The sequence below is a fragment of the Paenibacillus sp. J22P169 genome (genome assembly GCF_059691995.1).
Window position 1 is genome coordinate 18,702 of sequence record NZ_JCAUAO010000018.1, and the last position, 14,400, is coordinate 33,101.

The window sequence follows — 14,400 nt, forward strand, 5'->3', positions numbered from 1 at the left end:
ACATCGTAACACGTCTTAGATAACTTCTGGAGCCAAGGATACGATCTTCATGAAGTCTCTATCGCGAAGTTCGCGAGCAACTGGTCCGAAGATACGAGTACCACGTGGGCTCTTATCTTCTTTCACGATAACAGCTGCATTCTCATCAAATGAGATATATGAACCGTCTTTACGGCGAGCACCGCTCTTTGTACGAACGATAACTGCTTTAACAACGTCACCTTTTTTGACAACGCCACCTGGTGTTGCTTCTTTTACTGAACATACGATCAAATCACCAATGTGACCAACGCGACGACCAGTACCACCCAAAACGCGGATACACATCAATTGTTTCGCACCTGAGTTGTCAGCGACAGCCAAACGAGTAAATGGTTGAATCATCGTATTCCCTCCTTTCGGGGTTCATATCTAGAATATTAGATAACAACTGCCACTTCAAGAATTTCAACCAGTCTCCAGCTTTTATCTTTGGACAACGGTCTAGTTTCACTGATTTTCACAGTGTCACCAATCTTAGCTTGGTTGTTTTCATCATGCGCTTTGAATTTCTTTGTAGATTTAATTCTTTTGTGGTAGAGTTCATGTTTTTTGTAAGTTTCAACAGCAACAACAATGGTTTTATCCATTTTATCGCTGACAACTTTACCGATCAGAACTTTACGATCGTTACGTTCAGTCATCTAAGGAACACTCCCTTCTAGATTTGGTTACCCAATACCCAGTTCTCTTTCACGCAAAATAGTCTTGGCACGAGCGATCTCTTTACGCAAATCACGAATCTGAGTCGGGTTGTCCAATTGACCAGTAGCTAGTTGAAAACGGAGGTTAAAGAGTTCTTCTTTAAAACCATTAACTTTTTGCTCGATTTCAGCAGTGGTTAAGTTCCGGAATTCACTACCCTTCATTTGCTTCACCGCCTACTTCTTCTCTTTTCACGAACTTCGTTTTGATTGGAAGCTTGTGAGCTGCAAGACGCATTGCTTCGCGAGCAACCTCTTCGCTTACACCTGCTAGTTCAAACAAAATTTTGCCCGGTTTTACTACGGCAACCCATTTTTCCACGCTACCTTTACCACTACCCATACGAACTTCAAGCGGTTTTTGTGTAACTGGTTTAGCTGGGAAAATTTTAATCCATACTTTACCGCCACGTTTGATGTAACGTGTCATGGCAATACGTGCTGCTTCGATTTGACGGTTGGAAACCCAAGCCGGTTCTACCGCTTGCAGACCATATTCGCCAAAAGCAACTTCCGTACCGCCTTTAGCGCGACCTTTCATGTTACCGCGGTGTTCTTTACGGTGTTTTACACGTTTAGGTACTAACATGATTTAATTTCCTCCTTCCGGCTGAGCCTTTTTCTTAGCTGTCGGAAGCACTTCTCCACGATAAATCCATACTTTTACACCAATACGTCCATAAGTAGTGGCTGCTTCAGCCGTACCATAGTCAATATCCGCACGAAGTGTATGAAGTGGAACAGTTCCTTCGCTATATCCTTCCGTACGAGCAATCTCAGCACCGCCAAGACGTCCGCTAGTTGCAACTTTAATACCTTTTGCTCCGGATCTCATCGTTCTTTGCATAGCTTGCTTCATAGCACGACGGAATGAAACACGACGTTCCAATTGAAGTGCAACAGCTTCAGCTACTAGGATAGCATCAAGATCTGGGTGTTTGATTTCAGAAATGTTGATATGAACTTTTTTGTTCGACATAGCTGCGATGTAGTTACGAATAACTTCAACTTCAGCTCCGCCTTTACCAATAACCATTCCTGGTTTAGCAGTATGAATCGTCACGTTAACACGGTTAGCCGCGCGCTCGATGTCGATATGGGAAACTGCAGAATCTTTAAGTTTATTCTTTAAGTATTCGCGGATTTTGACGTCTTCAAGCAGCAGAGTTCCGAAATCTTTTTCTGCGAACCATTTGGACTCCCAATCACGAATGACACCAATTCTAAAACCTATCGGGTGTACTTTCTGACCCACACGTTACCCCTCCTTATTTTTCAGATACCACGATTGTAATGTGGCTGGTACGTTTTTTGATCGCGCTAGCGCGGCCCATTGCACGTTGTTGGAATCTTTTCATTGTTGGCCCTTGATTTACGAAAGTCTCGGAAACAACAAGTTTGTTTGGATCAAGTGAATAGTTATGCTCTGCATTGGCAATTGCGGAATTCAATAGTTTCTCCAGAATTGGAGAAGCTGCCTTCGGTGTATGACGCAAAATTGCGATCGCTTCACCTACCGCTTTTCCCCGAATCAAGTCAACAACTAGCTTTGCTTTACGAGGAGCAATCCGAGCGTGGTTCAATATTGCTTTAGCTTGCATGGTAGTACCTCCTCTCGGTTAAAAATGAATTAACGTTTTCCGGTTTTCTTATCGTCATCGTGACCTTTATACGTACGTGTTGGAGCAAATTCGCCAAGCTTATGCCCAACCATATCTTCCGTTACATATACTGGCACGTGCTTTCTTCCGTCATAAACTCCGAAAGTGTGACCAACGAATTGCGGGTAAATTGTAGAACGACGGGACCACGTTTTGACAACTAGTTTCTTGCCAGAAGTATTCAAGTCTTCTACTTTTTTCAGTAAGTGTCCATCGATAAATGGACCCTTCTTTAAGCTGCGACCCATGGGTGTTCCTCCCTTCCTTGAACCTCAAGAGAATTCATATATCCTAGATTACTTCGTACGACGACGTACAATGTATTTATCGGATGCTTTACCTTTTTTACGAGTTTTGAAACCAAGCGTCGGTTTACCCCATGGAGACATAGGTGATTTACGTCCGATTGGTGCGCGTCCTTCACCACCACCGTGTGGATGATCGTTCGGGTTCATAACAACCCCACGAACTTGTGGACGATTGCCTTTCCAACGATTACGTCCTGCTTTACCGATTTTCACTAGTTCGTGATCTTCGTTACCAACAGAACCGATTGTTGCGCGGCATACTTTTAGAACTTTACGAACTTCACCGGAAGAAAGGCGAATTGTTACGTAAGACTCTTCTTTACCAAGCAATTGAGCTTCTGTACCAGCAGCGCGCACTAATTGTGCACCTTTACCAGGTTTCAACTCAATGTTGTGGATAACTGTACCAACTGGAATATTTTCCAATGGAAGTGCGTTACCTACTTTGATATCAGCTTGTGGTCCAGAAACGATACGATCGTCAACTTTAAGACCTTTAGGAGCGATGATGTATGTTTTTTCGCCATCAGCATAATGAATCAATGCGATGTTTGCGGAACGGTTAGGATCGTATTCAACTGTAGCAACGCGTCCTGGTATTCCATCTTTAGTACGTTTGAAATCGATAATACGGTATTTACGCTTGTGTCCACCACCGTGGTGACGAACCGTAATTTTACCTTGGTTGTTACGACCAGCATGCTTGAACAAAGGAGCAAGCAATGATTTCTCGGGTGTTGATGTTGTGATTTCTTCAAAAGTAGAAACCGACATCGCACGACGAGCTGGTGAGGTTGGTTTGTATTTTTTAATTGGCACTCTGTTTCCTCCTTACTTTAAGAAATGGGTTATACAGTTTCGAAGAATTCCAATTCTTTGCTTTCTGCGCTTAGGGACACGATAGCTTTCTTCCAGATGGAAGTGTAACCAGAGTGTTTGCCATAACGTTTAGGCTTAGCTGGCATTCTGAGTGTGTTTACATTTGTAACTTTCACTTTGAAGATTGCTTCGATAGCTTGTTTAATTTCTGTTTTGTTAGCGCGAAGATCCACTTCGAAAACATACTTTTTGTTAGCCATTAGGTCGCTTGTACGCTCAGTGATGATCGGGCGCTTGATAATGTCGCGTGGATTTTTCATTGTGCAAGCACCTCCTCAACTTTCTGTACAGCTTCTTGTGTTAAGATCAATTTGTCATACAACATGACATCAAGAACGTTAACTCCATCAGCAGCAACAAATTTCACACCTGGGATATTACGAGCAGACAAAGCAACATTGGAGTCGTTAGGAACGCCTACAACTAGTACTTTTGTATCTACTTTCAGGTTATTCAGAATAGCAACGAATTCTTTCGTTTTCGGAGCATTCATTTGTAGTTGATCCAGAACGATCAAGTTGTTATCGATAAGTTTCGAGGACAAAGCGGATTTGATCGCTAAACGACGAACTTTTCTTGGTAATTTGAAACCATAGCTACGAGGAGTTGGTCCGAATACGGTACCGCCGCCTTTCCACTGTGGAGCACGAATACTACCTTGACGAGCACGACCTGTACCTTTTTGTTTCCATGGTTTGCGACCACCGCCGCGAACTTCTGAACGACCCTTTGTTTTGTGAGTCCCTTGACGCACAGCTGCTTGTTGCAAAAGAACAGCTTCGTGAATCGCATGAACGTGAGGTTCAATTCCGAAAACAACATCAGACAGTTCAACTTCTCCTACCTGAGCACCTGTTACATTATATAAAGCTACTTTTGGCATCTGTCTTCCTCCTTTCTTACTTTTTCACAGCAGACTTCACGCTAACGTAGCTGTTTTTAGGGCCCGGAATGGAACCTTTAACTAGCAATACATTACGCTCAGCATCTACTTTAATGATTTGAAGATTTTGAAGTGTTACTGTTTCGTTACCCATATGTCCTGGCAATTTCTTACCTTTAGGAACGCGGTTTGCTTGAATGGAACCCATCGAACCTGGTCCGCGGTGATAACGCGATCCGTGTGCCATTGGCCCAGTGGATTGGTTATGTCTTTTGATGTTACCTTGGAAACCTTTACCTTTGGAAGTACCCGTTACATCAACGAATTCGCCCTCTGCGAACAGATCTGCTTTCAGTTCTTGACCTACTTCATAGTCACCCAACTGAATGCCACGAATTTCTTTAACGTAGCGCTTAGGCGTTGCCCCTGCTTTTTTCGCATGGCCAAGCTCTGGTTTAATGATACGGCTAGCTTTTACATCATCAAAACCGATTTGGATCGACTCATAACCATCGTTATCCACATCTTTCTTTTGCAGTACCACACATGGTCCCGCTTGAATGACAGTTACCGGAACAACATTACCCTCCGGAGTAAACAATTGTGTCATCCCAAGTTTTTTTCCTAAGATACCTTTCATCGTTGACACCTCTTTTCCTTCCAGTATTAACTCTATAGTTGTTTTACAGTTTGATCTCGATGTCAACGCCAGACGGTAAGTCCAGACGCATCAAAGCATCAACTGTTTGTGGTGTTGGATTCACAATATCGATTAGACGCTTATGCGTACGCATCTCGAATTGCTCACGCGAATCCTTGTACTTGTGCACCGCACGAAGAATCGTGATGATTTGCTTCTCTGTCGGAAGCGGAATCGGACCGGATACACCTGCACCGGAACGCTTGGCAGTTTCCACGATTTTCTCAGCTGATTGATCAATAATTCTGTGATCATACGCCTTCAAACGGATACGAATTTTTTGCTTTGCCATTTAAAAGTCCCTCCTTCTATCGCCCAATTTATTATCGGACATACTCCGCGAAAATTCTCCAACAGCCATCCCCATGGCAAAGGGGCCTGGTGTGTCGGCAACCTTTCGCATCATCGCAACGTCACAGACCAACGTTTAATATTATATAAAATTATAAAACGAAAAGCAAGTGAAATTTTAGGCTAATGCACAAAATTATTTACTAGTGAATTTTGCTTCTATATAACTAAGCTCATCTGTCGTTTCCTCAATCCGTTTCTACATTATAATAAAAGATTATTATTAAAACCACTGCATTCTGTTTCCAGTCTACCATTGAAAGAAGCAATACGTTATTAGCACCGCGGACAGCAGATAAAACAAAAAAACATCCATCGATAAATCGATGGATGTTCGATCTCTCAAAGAGAGATTATTTTTGAATTGTAGCAACCGCGCCCGCACCAACAGTACGTCCGCCTTCACGAATCGCGAAGCGAGTACCTTCTTCGATTGCGATTGGGTTGATTAGTTCTACAGTAACTGTGATGTTATCACCTGGCATAACCATCTCTGTTCCTTCTGGAAGGTTGATGATACCTGTTACGTCAGTTGTACGGAAGTAGAACTGTGGACGGTAACCAGTGAAGAAAGGCTTGTGACGGCCACCCTCTTCTTTAGTTAGAACGTAGATTTGAGCTGTAAAGTTCGTGTGTGGTTTAACTGAACCTGGCTTAGCAAGTACTTGTCCACGCTCGATATCTTTACGATCAACACCACGAAGAAGGGCACCGATGTTGTCACCTGCTTGAGCGGAGTCAAGCAATTTACGGAACATCTCTACGCCTGTAACTACGCATTTGCGAGTTTCTTCAGCGATACCAACGATTTCAACTTCTTCTTGTACTTTAACAGTTCCACGCTCTACACGGCCTGTAGCAACTGTACCACGACCAGTGATTGAGAATACATCCTCAACCGGCATAAGGAAAGGTTTGTCAGTTTGACGCTCAGGAGTTGGGATATAAGTATCAACTTGTTCGAACAATTCGATAATTTTATCAGCCCATGCGCCATCTGGGTTTTGAAGAGCTTCACGAGCTGCTCCACGGATGATTGGAGTATCATCGCCTGGGAACTCATATTCGTTAAGAAGGTCGCGAACTTCCATCTCAACCAATTCAAGCAACTCTTCGTCTTCAACCATGTCACATTTGTTAAGGAATACCACGATGTATGGTACGCCTACTTGACGGGAAAGAAGAATGTGCTCACGCGTTTGTGGCATAGGGCCATCAGCTGCGGATACAACTAGGATAGCGCCGTCCATTTGAGCAGCACCAGTGATCATGTTTTTAACATAGTCAGCATGTCCTGGGCAGTCTACGTGTGCATAGTGACGGTTAGGAGTTTCGTACTCAACGTGAGCTGTGGAGATTGTGATACCGCGCTCGCGCTCTTCTGGTGCTTTATCGATTTGGTCGAATGCTACTGCAGCTCCACCGTATCTTTTGGACAGTACAGTTGTGATTGCAGCTGTCAAAGTAGTTTTACCATGGTCGACGTGACCGATAGTACCGATGTTAACATGCGGTTTGTTACGTTCAAATTTAGCCTTTGCCATTTTAAACGATTCCTCCTTAGAGTGACTATTAGTTTTATATTAAGCGCCTTTGCCTTTTGCAATAATTTCTTCTGCAATGGACTTAGGTACTTCTTCATAATGTGAAAGTTCCATGGAGTAAACACCACGGCCTTGTGTTCTTGAACGAAGTGTTGTGGAGTATCCAAACATTTCGGACAAAGGCACCTTAGCACGGATGATTTGCGCGCCATGACGGTTATCCATACCTTCGATACGTCCACGACGGGAGTTAAGGTCACCCATAACATCGCCCATGTACTCTTCTGGTACAGTAACTTCAACCTTCATGATTGGCTCAAGAAGAACCGGTTTACATTTTTCTTTTGCAGCTTTAAGTGCCATGGAACCCGCGATTTTGAACGCCATTTCATTGGAGTCAACATCATGGTAAGATCCATCAACAACAGTAGCTTTGATATCCACAAGCGGGAATCCTGCGATTACACCGTTCTTCATGGATTCTTCGATACCAGCTTGAATAGGTGCGATATATTCTCTTGGAATAGATCCGCCCACTACTTTGCTTTCGAAAATGAAACCTGTGCCAGCTTCCTGAGGTTCGAACTCAACCCAACAATGTCCGTATTGACCACGACCACCGGATTGACGAACGAATTTACCTTCAACTTTAGCTGCCGCGCGGAATGTTTCACGATAAGCAACTTGTGGTTTACCTACATTGGTTTCTACTTTGAACTCACGAAGCATACGGTCAACGAGGATTTCAAGGTGAAGCTCACCCATACCTGCGATGATCGTTTGTCCTGTTTCTTCGTCTGTGGAAGCACGGAAAGTAGGATCCTCTTCAGCAAGTTTTTGCAATGCGATACCCATTTTATCTTGGTCGGCTTTCGTCTTCGGTTCAACAGCAAGCTGGATAACCGGTTCAGGGAAGACCATTTTCTCAAGAATAACAGGGTTTTTCTCATCACAAAGTGTATCACCAGTCGTTGTATCTTTCAATCCAACGGCCGCGGCGATGTCACCAGCGTATACAATGCTGATCTCTTGACGGCTGTTCGCATGCATTTGCAGGATACGACCAACGCGCTCACGTTTACCTTTTGTCGCGTTAGAGACATAGGAACCGGAGTTCAGAGTACCAGAGTAAACACGGAAGAACGTAAGACGACCAACGAAAGGATCTGTCATGATTTTGAATGCAAGCGCTGAGAAAGGTTGATCATCAGCAGACTTACGAACCACTTCAGTACCATCGTCAAGTACACCTTTGATATCAGGTACATCAAGTGGTGATGGCAGGTAGTTAATTACCGCATCCAACATCAATTGAACACCTTTGTTTCTGTAAGAAGACCCTACGATAACTGGGAAGATTTTCACTTCACAGACACCTTTACGTAGAGCTGCTTTAATCTCGTCAACAGTAATTTCTTCGCCCTCGAGATATTTCATTGTAAGCTCTTCATCAAGCTCAGCAACTTTCTCGATAAGTTCCAAACGAAGCTCTGCAACTTGATCTTTGAACTCAGCAGGAATTTCGATTTTCTCGATATCCTTACCAAGATCGTCTTTGTACATATACGCAACTTCATCAACCAAGTCGATGATACCTTTGAAATCACTCTCAGCACCGATTGGAAGTTGAATAGCTACAGCATTTGCACCAAGTTTTTGACGCATGGACTCAACAACTTGCAGGAAGTCTGCACCGATGATGTCCATTTTGTTTACGTAAGCAATACGTGGAACGTTGTATTTATCAGCTTGTCTCCAAACTGTTTCGGATTGAGGTTCAACGCCCTCTTTCGCGCTAAATACACCAACTGCTCCATCTAACACACGAAGGGAACGCTCTACCTCAACGGTAAAGTCAACGTGCCCTGGGGTATCAATAATATTGATGCGGTGACCTTCCCATTGCGCAGTTGTAGCGGCGGAAGTAATCGTGATTCCGCGCTCTTGCTCCTGCTCCATCCAGTCCATCGTTGCTGCACCTTCGTGCACTTCTCCGATTTTGTGAACTTTACCAGTGTAATACAAGATACGCTCTGTTGTTGTCGTTTTACCAGCATCGATATGAGCCATGATCCCGATGTTACGTGTGTTTTTTAAGGAGAACTCTCTAGCCATAGGTCGTTATGTCTCCTTTCTGTTAATTGTTTTAGAATTCTACCAACGGTAGTGAGCGAAAGCTTTGTTAGCTTCAGCCATTTTGTGTGTATCTTCACGTTTCTTAACGGAAGAACCTGTGCTATTGCTAGCATCGATAATTTCATAAGCCAATCTTTCTTCCATCGTCTTCTCACCGCGAAGACGGGAATAGTTAACCAACCAACGCAAACCTAATGTCGAACGACGGTCAGGTCTAACTTCGATAGGCACTTGATAGTTTGCTCCACCAACACGGCGAGCTTTAACTTCTAGTACTGGCATAATGTTTTTGATAGCAGCTTCAAACACTTCCATCGGCTCTTTACCTGTACGATCTTTCACGAGGTTAAAAGCGTTGTATAGAATCGTTTGTGCTACCCCTCTTTTTCCATCAACCATAATACGATTGATAAGACGAGTAACTAGTTTGCTATTATAAATAGGATCTGGCAATACGTCTCTGCGAGTAACTGGACCTTTACGAGGCATAGTTATCCCCCTTTCTTATAAGAATCATCCCTGATTATTATCTCTTATTTTTTAACTTTCGGACGTTTTGTACCATATTTGGAACGGGATTGCTTACGGTTGTTAACACCGGAAGTATCTAGAGCTCCACGCACGATGTGATAACGTACCCCTGGAAGATCTTTAATTCTACCACCACGGATCAATACAACACTGTGTTCTTGCAGGTTGTGACCGATACCTGGGATATAAGCTGTCACCTCTACGCGGTTCGTCAAACGAACACGTGCATATTTACGAAGTGCGGAGTTAGGCTTCTTAGGAGTCATAGTACCTACACGCGTGCAGACACCACGTTTTTGAGGAGCGCTCAAATCCGTTGCTTCTCTTTTCAAAGCGTTAAAACCTTTTTGTAAAGCTGGTGATTTGGACTTATCCACCTTCGCTTGACGACCTTTACGTACTAGTTGGTTAATTGTTGGCATATCGCCACCTCCTCCCTACATTCATAACATGATGTGCTTCTTGCAAGCCCACAGATCCAGGCGAGTCATAAATGAGCAAAGAGAAAGTCTTTGTTGTGGTGAGCTGTCAAAGTCACTAGTACTTACTCTAGCTTGATCCACTAACAAAAACGTCTTTAGCACTTATTCATTTACAACAGCTGCTACCGCAGCTCCAACTTCAATTCCACATGCTTTACCTAGCATCTTCATAGAATCTACGTAGGTTACAGGCACACCCTTCTGCGTACAGAGGGCTACCAGATTTATCGTCAATCGCGGATCTGCATCTTTAGAAACAAAAACTTCTATCGCTTTACCTTGCTCGACTGTTTTTGTAACTTTCTTCGTACCTACAGCTCTATTCTTCGCCTGTTTGACTATTTCATAAGACATTAGGCACCCCCTTCAAAGAAAGGTAAGAATATCGACTTAGGCACACTTCGATATATTAGCATTTTGAATGGCTAGTGTCAAGGGTTTGTTTGATTGATTCTATAAAAATAGCGAGCCTTATTTAATTAAAAAGAGGTAGCACCTCCATAATCAAGTGGCTACCTCTTTTTCTATATGCAATTACTCTACAGCAACTGTTTCTTTTTCCAAATCTTCATCTAAAACGACAACCTCATTCGGGTTCGTGATACGAATGTTACGGTATCTTGGCATACCTGTTCCCGCAGGTATCAGTTTACCGATGATAACATTCTCTTTCAAACCTAACAATTGGTCGACTTTCCCCTTAATCGCTGCATCCGTCAAGACACGTGTTGTCTCTTGGAAAGAAGCTGCAGATAAGAAGGAATCCGTTTCAAGGGAAGCTTTAGTGATACCGAGCAAGATTGGACGAGCAACCGCAGGCTCATTACCAGCGAACAAAGCAACTTTATTCGCAGCTTCATACTCATGAATATCAACAAATGAACCAGGTAGAAGTGTTGTATCACCAGCATCTACGATGCGGATTTTACGTAGCATTTGACGAACCATAACTTCAATATGTTTATCGTTAATTTCTACCCCTTGGTTACGATAAACACGTTGTACTTCTTGAAGAATATAGTTCTGAACGCCGCGAATACCTTTGATGCGGAGCATTTCTTTCGGATCGATAGATCCGTCCGTCAACTCGTCACCAGCTTCAACTTGTTGATTCAACGAAACACGTACACGAGACCCGTAAGGAACTGCATATACTTTGGATTCCGCTTCACCTTGAACTTCGATTTCACGACGATCCTTAGCTTCACGAATTTCCTTAACGACACCGTCGATTTCGGAAATGATCGCTTGACCTTTCGGATTACGTGCTTCAAAGAGCTCTTGAATACGCGGCAAACCTTGTGTAATATCGTCTCCGGCAACACCACCGGTATGGAACGTACGCATCGTCAACTGTGTTCCTGGCTCACCAATGGATTGCGCGGCAATAATACCAACTGCCTCACCAACCTCAACGAATTGACCAGTAGCCAAGTTTCGACCATAACATTTCTTACAAACACCATGATTGGTGCGGCAGCTAAGTACAGAACGAATTTGAAGTTTTTCGATACCAGCTTCAATTATACGATCTGCAATACCGGATTCAATAAGCTCATTACGTTGAACGATAACTTCACCCGTTTGTGGATGACGAAGCGTCTCATACGCGTAGCGGCCTTCAATACGATCGTAGAGATCCTCAATAACCTCTTTACCGTCCTGAATTTTGCTAACCATGAAGCCTTTATCTGTTCCACAATCGTCTTCACGAACGATAACGTCCTGCGCTACGTCTACGAGACGACGAGTCAAGTAACCTGAATCCGCTGTACGAAGTGCTGTATCGGCAAGACCTTTACGCGCTCCGTGCGTGGAAATAAAGTATTCCAAGATTGTCAGACCTTCACGGAAGTTCGATTTAATCGGCAACTCCATAATTTTACCGGATGGATTCGCCATCAAACCACGCATACCGCCAAGCTGTGTAATCTGTGATTTGTTACCCCGTGCTTTGGATTCAACCATCATGGAGATGGAGTTGTACTTATCAAGGGATTTCATCAGAATGTCTGTGATCTCATCCTTCGCTTTACTCCAAATCGCAATAACGCGGTCATAACGCTCTTCATCTGTAATCAAACCACGTCGGTATTGGTTCGTAACTACACGTACTTTCTCTTCACATTCCTTAAGGATTGCTACTTTTTCAGTTGGAACAACAACGTCAGAGACAGCTACGGTAATACCCGCTTTGGTCGAATACGTGAATCCAAGCTCTTTAATTTTATCAAGAATCATCGATGTTTGCGTCGTGTGGTACTTACGGAAGCACTCCGCAATAATCGATCCTAAATACTCTTTACCAACCGCTTTGTTCTCATCACGTTCCAACATGATCGCTTTCAGATCTGCACCTTTTTCAAATACAAAGTGTGCATCTGGAATACCGTTCAACAGGTTCGTTTTGGTCGGCTCATTGATGAATGGGAAATCAGCAGGATAGATTTCGTTCATAATGATTTTACCGATCGTTGTGATTAACATAGCGTTTTGTTGTTTCTCTGTGAAGCTTGTTTTGTTCAATGCTTTAGCAGGGATCGCTACACGTGCATGCAGTGCCATTTTGCCCGATTGGTAAGATGAAACTGCTTCGTGTACGGTTCTAATGATGGAACCAGCACCTTTAGCGAATTTGTTATCCGTTGTTAAGTAGAAACTTCCCAGAACCATATCCTGTGAAGGCGTAACAACCGGTTTACCGTCTTTTGGATTCAAAATGTTACCCGATGCTAGCATGAGCAAGCGAGCTTCCGCTTGTGCTTCAGAGGACAATGGTACGTGAACGGCCATTTGGTCACCGTCGAAGTCAGCGTTATAAGCTGTACATACGAGCGGATGAAGTTTAATAGCGCGGCCTTCAACCAGAATCGGCTCAAAAGCTTGAATACCCAATCTATGCAATGTCGGTGCACGGTTCAGAAGAACCGGGTGCTCCTTAATTACTTCTTCTAGAACATCCCATACATCTGGACTTACGCGCTCAACTTTACGTTTCGCACTCTTGATGTTATGAGCCAAACCTTTATTCACAAGCTCTTTCATTACGAAAGGCTTGAACAATTCAAGCGCCATTTCCTTCGGAAGACCGCATTGGTACATCTTCAGGTTTGGTCCTACTACGATAACGGAACGACCAGAGTAGTCAACACGTTTACCGAGTAAGTTCTGACGGAAACGACCTTGTTTACCTTTTAGCATATGGCTGAGGGATTTCAAAGGACGGTTACCCGGACCTGTTACTGGACGTCCGCGACGACCGTTATCGATCAATGCGTCAACCGCTTCTTGAAGCATCCGTTTCTCATTTTGAACAATGATATCCGGTGCGCCTAGGTCGAGCAATCTCTTAAGACGGTTGTTACGGTTGATAACACGGCGGTAGAGGTCATTCAAATCGGATGTCGCAAAACGACCACCATCAAGCTGTACCATTGGGCGAAGCTCAGGAGGGATAACTGGAAGTACATCCAATACCATCCAACCAGGCAAGTTCTTCGAATTACGGAATGCTTCCATAACTTCCAGACGCTTAATCGCACGGTTACGACGTTGACCTTGTGCTGTCTTGAGTTCTTCTTTGAGTGTGTCTACTTCGCGTTCGATATCAATATCGATAAGAAGCTTTTTGACAGCTTCCGCACCCATGCCTGCTTGGAAAGCATAGCCATACTTCTCGCGATAGCTACGGTATTCTTTCTCAGACAACAGTTGCTTCTTCTCAAGTGGTGTATCACCTGGATCCGTTACTACGTAGGAAGCGAAGTAGATGATCTCTTCCAATGATCTTGGAGACATATCTAATGCAAGACCCATACGGCTAGGAATCCCTTTGAAGTACCAAATGTGTGAAACAGGAGCAGCAAGTTCAATGTGCCCCATGCGTTCACGACGTACTTTTTGACGGGTTACTTCAACGCCACAGCGATCACAAACGACGCCTTTATAACGAACACGTTTGTATTTACCGCAATGACATTCCCAATCTTTCGTAGGTCCGAAGATCTTTTCACAGAAAAGACCTTCTTTCTCAGGTTTTAAGGTTCTGTAGTTAATCGTTTCCGGCTTCTTTACTTCCCCACGGGACCAAGAGCGAATTTTATCGGGTGATGCCAAGCCGATTTTCATAAACTCGAAGTTGTTAACGTCCATCAAGGAGCAACCCTCCTTTAAGAAATTTAA

General features: G+C 43.6%; 18 protein-coding genes. All 18 read right to left on the reverse strand.

Going from position 1 to position 14,400, the window contains the following annotated elements:
• Window positions 1-15 precede the first annotated feature (15 nt).
• The 18 genes from rplN to rpoC all read right to left on the reverse strand — a co-directional run bounded on the left by rplN (window position 16) and on the right by rpoC (window position 14,373).
• The gene (rplN, locus tag AC58QG_RS35365) at window positions 16-384 is read right to left on the reverse strand and encodes a 50S ribosomal protein L14 (protein WP_028557485.1); all 369 of its coding nucleotides are present in this window, start codon (window positions 382-384) and stop codon (window positions 16-18) included.
• A gap of 35 nt (window positions 385-419) precedes the next feature.
• On the reverse strand, window positions 420-683 hold the full coding sequence (rpsQ, locus tag AC58QG_RS35370) for a 30S ribosomal protein S17 (protein WP_028557486.1): 264 nt from the start codon (window positions 681-683) through the stop codon (window positions 420-422).
• Window positions 684-710: 27 nt separating this feature from the next.
• Window positions 711-908, reverse strand: coding sequence for a 50S ribosomal protein L29 (gene rpmC / locus AC58QG_RS35375; protein WP_028557487.1), 198 nt, complete (start codon window positions 906-908; stop codon window positions 711-713).
• Window positions 898-1,332 carry a 50S ribosomal protein L16 gene (gene rplP, locus AC58QG_RS35380; RefSeq protein ID WP_028557488.1) on the reverse strand — a complete coding sequence of 145 codons (435 nt, stop codon included), beginning with the start codon at window positions 1,330-1,332 and terminating at the stop codon, window positions 898-900. Before rplP ends, rpmC begins: the two co-directional genes overlap by 11 nt.
• A gap of 3 nt (window positions 1,333-1,335) precedes the next feature.
• Window positions 1,336-1,998 carry a 30S ribosomal protein S3 gene (rpsC, locus tag AC58QG_RS35385; RefSeq protein ID WP_028557489.1) on the reverse strand — a complete coding sequence of 221 codons (663 nt, stop codon included), beginning with the start codon at window positions 1,996-1,998 and terminating at the stop codon, window positions 1,336-1,338.
• A gap of 13 nt (window positions 1,999-2,011) precedes the next feature.
• Window positions 2,012-2,344, reverse strand: coding sequence for a 50S ribosomal protein L22 (gene rplV / locus AC58QG_RS35390; protein WP_028557490.1), 333 nt, complete (start codon window positions 2,342-2,344; stop codon window positions 2,012-2,014).
• A gap of 29 nt (window positions 2,345-2,373) precedes the next feature.
• Window positions 2,374-2,652 carry a 30S ribosomal protein S19 gene (rpsS, locus tag AC58QG_RS35395; RefSeq protein WP_028557491.1) on the reverse strand — a complete coding sequence of 93 codons (279 nt, stop codon included), beginning with the start codon at window positions 2,650-2,652 and terminating at the stop codon, window positions 2,374-2,376.
• Between the two features lie 48 nt (window positions 2,653-2,700).
• The gene (gene rplB / locus AC58QG_RS35400; protein ID WP_068661879.1) at window positions 2,701-3,531 is read right to left on the reverse strand and encodes a 50S ribosomal protein L2; all 831 of its coding nucleotides are present in this window, start codon (window positions 3,529-3,531) and stop codon (window positions 2,701-2,703) included.
• 29 nt (window positions 3,532-3,560) lie between these two features.
• A complete protein-coding gene (rplW, locus tag AC58QG_RS35405; protein WP_056618288.1) occupies window positions 3,561-3,851 on the reverse strand; it encodes a 50S ribosomal protein L23 in 291 nt (96 codons plus the stop codon).
• On the reverse strand, window positions 3,848-4,474 hold the full coding sequence (gene rplD, locus AC58QG_RS35410; RefSeq protein ID WP_028557494.1) for a 50S ribosomal protein L4: 627 nt from the start codon (window positions 4,472-4,474) through the stop codon (window positions 3,848-3,850). The genes rplW and rplD overlap by 4 nt, the downstream gene beginning before the upstream one ends.
• Window positions 4,475-4,490: 16 nt before the next feature.
• A complete protein-coding gene (gene rplC, locus AC58QG_RS35415; RefSeq protein ID WP_056618299.1) occupies window positions 4,491-5,114 on the reverse strand; it encodes a 50S ribosomal protein L3 in 624 nt (207 codons plus the stop codon).
• Window positions 5,115-5,157: 43 nt separating this feature from the next.
• A complete protein-coding gene (gene rpsJ, locus AC58QG_RS35420) occupies window positions 5,158-5,466 on the reverse strand; it encodes a 30S ribosomal protein S10 (protein WP_028557496.1) in 309 nt (102 codons plus the stop codon).
• Between the two features lie 412 nt (window positions 5,467-5,878).
• The gene (tuf, locus tag AC58QG_RS35425) at window positions 5,879-7,069 is read right to left on the reverse strand and encodes an elongation factor Tu (protein ID WP_068661877.1); all 1,191 of its coding nucleotides are present in this window, start codon (window positions 7,067-7,069) and stop codon (window positions 5,879-5,881) included.
• Between the two features lie 39 nt (window positions 7,070-7,108).
• Window positions 7,109-9,184 (reverse strand): elongation factor G, encoded by a 2,076-nt coding sequence (gene fusA, locus AC58QG_RS35430; RefSeq protein ID WP_056618302.1) that lies wholly within the window; start codon window positions 9,182-9,184, stop codon window positions 7,109-7,111.
• A 39-nt stretch (window positions 9,185-9,223) separates the two neighbouring features.
• A complete protein-coding gene (gene rpsG, locus AC58QG_RS35435) occupies window positions 9,224-9,694 on the reverse strand; it encodes a 30S ribosomal protein S7 (RefSeq protein WP_028557499.1) in 471 nt (156 codons plus the stop codon).
• A 44-nt stretch (window positions 9,695-9,738) separates the two neighbouring features.
• Window positions 9,739-10,158, reverse strand: a complete 420-nt coding sequence (rpsL, locus tag AC58QG_RS35440; RefSeq protein ID WP_028557500.1) for a 30S ribosomal protein S12 — start codon at window positions 10,156-10,158, stop codon at window positions 9,739-9,741.
• 162 nt (window positions 10,159-10,320) lie between these two features.
• Window positions 10,321-10,572: a ribosomal L7Ae/L30e/S12e/Gadd45 family protein gene (locus tag AC58QG_RS35445; protein ID WP_497272887.1), complete on the reverse strand. Its 252-nt coding sequence runs from the start codon at window positions 10,570-10,572 to the stop codon at window positions 10,321-10,323.
• A gap of 180 nt (window positions 10,573-10,752) precedes the next feature.
• Complete coding sequence (gene rpoC / locus AC58QG_RS35450; RefSeq protein WP_497366666.1) at window positions 10,753-14,373, reverse strand: DNA-directed RNA polymerase subunit beta'; 3,621 nt, start codon at window positions 14,371-14,373, stop codon at window positions 10,753-10,755.
• Between the last annotated feature and the right edge of the window lie 27 nt (window positions 14,374-14,400).